We start from the raw sequence: 4297 nt of genomic DNA on the forward strand, positions 1-4297 counted from the left end.
CTACTCCAGGCCATGCATGATTCAAAAGTGGATTTCACGAACTTCTTTCGAAATCTAAGTAATCTCAATAAAGAATCCAAGCTAACAGAGATCTTACAAAGAGATGAATTTGTCGATCGTGAACATATTGATCAATGGTTTGCCGACTACATCAATAGACTTCAATCCGAGACTGCATCTGATGATGATAGAAAGAATTTGATGGATACAGTCAACCCCAAATATATTCTGAGGAATCACTTAGCTCAAGCTGCAATTGAAAAAGCTCAGCAAGATGATTTTTCTGAAGTAGATGTCTTATTCAGAATATTGAGTAAGCCATTCGATGAGCAGTTAGCATTGCATCATTATTCAAAACCACCGCCACTGGATCTGCAGCGAGTCGCAGTCAGTTGCTCTTCTTAATCAAACAAATTCATTGCCATGACAAAGAAAACGGATCAGGAATACAGAAATACATTGAGTGATACTCAATACCGAGTAACACGTGAGGCTGCAACTGAGAGACCTTTTACTGGCAAGTACTGGGATCACTGGGAAAATGGTCAATATCGCTGCATTTGCTGCGATACCCCCCTCTTTCAATCATCGACCAAGTTCGATGCAGGTTGTGGTTGGCCTAGCTATAACGCACCTGAGAACACTACAGCGATTACCGAAGTTAAGGATATGTCCCATGGGATGATTCGCACTGAGGTCCGCTGTACCAATTGTGATGCGCATTTGGGACACGTATTTGAAGATGGCCCTCAGCCTACAGGACTTCGCTACTGTATTAACTCAGCATCCTTAAGATTTGAACCTTCTGAGAATGCCGCTGCCACGAAAACTGAATAATTCTGAAATAGCTGGATAATCAACGCATGAAATTTCTATTTGACCTCTTTCCGATCATCCTCTTTTTTATTGCATTCAAATTTGCAGACATTTACACCGCAACTATCGTAGCTATGGTTGCCACCATTGGGCAAATCCTCTGGGTTTACTATCGACATCGTAAGATCGATGCGATGCAATGGGTCAGCCTGGTCATGATTCTGGTTTTTGGTAGCCTGACTATATTCCTGCACGATAAGACTTTTATTCAACTCAAACCAACGGCTTTGTATTGGCTATTTGCAGGCGCTTTATTTATTAGCGCTCAGTTTTTTCAAAAGAACTGGATACAAGTTTTGATGGGCAAGCAAATCACCCTAAAAGAGCACAGCTCTAAATCGGTTTGGCATCAAGTAAACATGGCTTGGGCATTCTTTTTCTTCTTGATGGGTGCGCTCAATCTTTATATTGCTTTTGAGTTCTCTGAAGAAACGTGGGTTAACTTCAAGTTATTTGGTAGTACAGCTCTGCTTGTAGCCTTCGTCATTGCTCAAGGCATTTGGCTCAGTCGCCACATGGAGCATCCTGCAGAATGAGTATTAATCAAGATCGCATTGCCTTATTTGAGTCCGACTTAAGAGCTGCATTTCAGGCAAGCCATTTAATAATCGAAGATGAAAGCCACCTTCATGCTGGTCATGCTGGAGCAGCTTCTGGCGGCGGACACTTCAAGCTCACAATCGTAGCCCCAGAATTTGAGGGTATGAACAAGGTGGCTAGGCACAGAGCTGTTTATGCTGCCCTCAACAAGCATTTTCCTGATGCTATCCATGCCCTCACCATTCTGGCCTTCACCCCTAGTGAAAGCACTAATTAGTCGCAGATTGCTTTAAGATTCTCTTTTATCTCAATTTATATTTTCTAGCCCATGTTGAACATACGCCCAATTTTGACCATTAGTGCCATTAGCTTTGCACTTCTCTCTTCAGCAGCTCATGCACAAAATGCTGCCATCGTGAATGGCAAGGCCATTCCTAAAGCGCAATTAGACAAATTAATTCAAAAATCAAATCAGCCAGATAGCCCTCAAGTTCGCGATCAAGGTAGAGAAATGCTGGTGACGCGTGAACTGATCTTGCAAGAGGCAAATAATCGCGGCATCACGCAGAAGGAGTCTGTTCGTGAGCAATTAGAACAGTCTAAGATGGGGGTGTTAATTGCAGCTGTATTTGAGGACTTCGTTGAAAGAGAAGGTGTCACTGAGGCCGAGCTAAAAGCTGCTTATGAGCAAGTTAAAGGACAGTACACCGGCACCGAATATCACGTTGAACATATCCTTGTTGAAAAAGAAGCTGATGCAAAAGCGATTACCGCGCAAATTAAGGCTGGCGGTAACTTTGAACAAATTGCCAAAGAAAAGTCTAAAGATCCTGGCTCTGCACCAAATGGTGGAGATCTTGGCTGGGTGAGTGATAAATCACTCGTACCGGAGTTCTCCAAGGCAATGGTGCAGCTCAAAAAAGGTCAGGTTACCGATAAGCCGGTAAAGACTCAATATGGCTGGCATATCATCAAGTTAGATGATGTACGTGATGTCAAAGCACCTAGCATGGAGGAAATCAAAGATCAGCTAAAGCAGATGATCACAGCAGACCAGAACTGGCAAAAAGCGAAGTTCTCTGAATTAATGCAAAAGCTGCGCGCTAAGGCGAAGATTCAATAAGGTCTGACTGCCCCAACCCATAAGCCCAGGCTAATCCCCTGGGTTTTTTCTTGCTCAACAGAAAACGACATTTAGCTTTATATTTAAACAATGATGATCCTACATACCATGCTGAGAGTCGGCAATATGACTCGCTCAATTGATTTCTATACCAAAGTTCTAGGCATGAACTTGCTTCGTACAACCGAACGTCCAGAACAAAAATATTCACTGGCATTTGTAGGTTTTGGAAAAGGGAATGCAGATGGTCAGTCTGAGATCGAACTCACCTACAACCATGGTGTCGATAAATACAATCTTGGCGATGCCTATGGGCATATTGCCATCAGCGTTCCTGACGCCTATGCAGCCTGTGAAAAAATCAAAGCCGCTGGTGGCAATGTCACTCGTGAAGCAGGCCCTGTCATGGGTGGGAATACCATCATTGCATTTGTTACGGATCCTGATGGCTACAAGATTGAGTTAATTCAACACTGAATCCTGTACCTTAGTTGAAACAGGAAGCTATCCAACTTCGAATCATCGACGCCCTTTCAGATGTTGCTGAGAGTGATTGGAACCCCCTACTAGCGTCTGATTCGGGTCCCTTCCTCAAGTACGCCTTTCTTAATGCACTGGAAAAAACTGGCTGTGTAGGCGGCAATACTGGGTGGCAAGTTGCCCACCTCATAGTTGAGGACTCTAACTCTAGATTGCTTGGTGCAATGCCGCTTTACCTTAAGCAACATTCCTATGGTGAGTTTGTCTTTGATTGGGCATGGGCTCAGGCATATGAGCAGAACGGAATGCCTTACTATCCAAAGGCACTATCGGCTATTCCGTTTACTCCCGTTCGTGGTCCAAGACTACTTGTATCCCCTCATGCGGATAAAGGGGTAATACAAGAAATCCTTGTCTCTGGTTTAAAAACACTGGTAACTCAAAACGGGCTTTCCTCTGCCCACGTACTCTTTCCAGAAAACGATGAATTGGGTGTACTCAAGCAACAAGGTTTTATGCTGCGCGACTCAGTACAGTTTCATTGGCATAACGAGGGCTATCAAAATTTTGAACAGTATCTTGCCAACTTAACGATGAAGCGTCGCAAGAATATTCGTCGAGAACGTGCTGCTGTAGAGAGTCACCAAATCAGTTACAGACATATTCCGGGTGAGATTGCTGTGGCAAGTGATTGGAACTTCTTTTATCGTTGCTATGAAAACACCTATATAGAGCACCGCTCTTCACCTTATTTAACTGAGGATTGCATTCAATTACTTGGCAGCAGCATGCCCGAGAATTTTCATCTGATTATTGCGACACAGAATGAGCGGCCGATAGCCTCATCTTTGCTCGTAGTTGATAAACCAAATGCAACAGCATATGGACGCTATTGGGGTGCTATTGAACATATTCCTTGTTTACATTTTGAGCTGGCTTACTACCAAGCAATTGAGTATTGCATCAAGGAGGGTATTCAAGTGTTTGAGGGTGGCGCTCAAGGCGAGCACAAAATGGCCCGGGGATTTATACCTACCACTCTGCAGTCCGCTCACTGGATTGAAGATGCAGGCTTTGCAAATGCAGTGAAACGTTTCTTAGATCGCGAGCACGAAGGTATGGCAGCTTATGTTGATGAGCTCGAGCAACACATTCCCCTGAAATCGTCTAAAGTACTGTCATGACTTCTTCCGATAACCTACCAGAGCAAGTTGGAGCCAATTCTTTAGGGGTTGGTGATGATGCTTCTGACTCACCCTGTATCGGAGTCTGCACCAC

At 44.0% G+C, this 4297-nt stretch carries 7 protein-coding genes; all 7 read left to right on the plus strand.

Annotated features, from left to right (window positions below):
- Nucleotides 1-405, plus strand: a 405-nt coding sequence (locus tag B7Y67_RS11510; RefSeq protein WP_293598764.1) for a protein adenylyltransferase SelO family protein, incomplete at its 5' end; no start/stop codon positions are given.
- Nucleotides 406-423: 18 nt separating this feature from the next.
- Nucleotides 424-837, plus strand: coding sequence for a peptide-methionine (R)-S-oxide reductase MsrB (gene msrB, locus B7Y67_RS11515; RefSeq protein ID WP_293598765.1), 414 nt, complete (start codon nt 424-426; stop codon nt 835-837).
- A 26-nt stretch (nt 838-863) separates the two neighbouring features.
- Nucleotides 864-1412 (plus strand): septation protein A, encoded by a 549-nt coding sequence (locus tag B7Y67_RS11520; protein WP_215387799.1) that lies wholly within the window; start codon nt 864-866, stop codon nt 1410-1412.
- On the plus strand, nt 1409-1693 hold the full coding sequence (locus B7Y67_RS11525) for a BolA family transcriptional regulator (RefSeq protein WP_293598766.1): 285 nt from the start codon (nt 1409-1411) through the stop codon (nt 1691-1693). The genes B7Y67_RS11520 and B7Y67_RS11525 overlap by 4 nt, the downstream gene beginning before the upstream one ends.
- A gap of 51 nt (nt 1694-1744) precedes the next feature.
- The gene (locus B7Y67_RS11530) at nt 1745-2539 is read left to right on the plus strand and encodes a peptidylprolyl isomerase (RefSeq protein WP_215387801.1); all 795 of its coding nucleotides are present in this window, start codon (nt 1745-1747) and stop codon (nt 2537-2539) included.
- A 90-nt stretch (nt 2540-2629) separates the two neighbouring features.
- Nucleotides 2630-3016 (plus strand): lactoylglutathione lyase, encoded by a 387-nt coding sequence (gene gloA / locus B7Y67_RS11535; RefSeq protein ID WP_293598767.1) that lies wholly within the window; start codon nt 2630-2632, stop codon nt 3014-3016.
- 14 nt (nt 3017-3030) lie between these two features.
- Nucleotides 3031-4203, plus strand: a complete 1173-nt coding sequence (locus tag B7Y67_RS11540; RefSeq protein ID WP_293598768.1) for a GNAT family N-acetyltransferase — start codon at nt 3031-3033, stop codon at nt 4201-4203.
- The last annotated feature ends 94 nt before the right edge of the window (nt 4204-4297 follow it).

It is taken from the genome of Polynucleobacter sp. 35-46-11, from assembly GCF_002281105.1.

Excerpts from the sequence above, each read along its gene's own strand:
- B7Y67_RS11520 (WP_215387799.1), top strand. The coding sequence starts at position 864 with ATGAAATTTCTATTTGACCTCTTTCCGATCATCCTCTTTTTTATTGCA.
- B7Y67_RS11530 (WP_215387801.1), top strand. The coding sequence starts at position 1,745 with ATGTTGAACATACGCCCAATTTTGACCATTAGTGCCATTAGCTTTGCA.
- B7Y67_RS11525 (WP_293598766.1), top strand. The coding sequence starts at position 1,409 with ATGAGTATTAATCAAGATCGCATTGCCTTATTTGAGTCCGACTTAAGA.
- msrB (WP_293598765.1), top strand. The coding sequence starts at position 424 with ATGACAAAGAAAACGGATCAGGAATACAGAAATACATTGAGTGATACT.
- gloA (WP_293598767.1), top strand. The coding sequence starts at position 2,630 with ATGATGATCCTACATACCATGCTGAGAGTCGGCAATATGACTCGCTCA.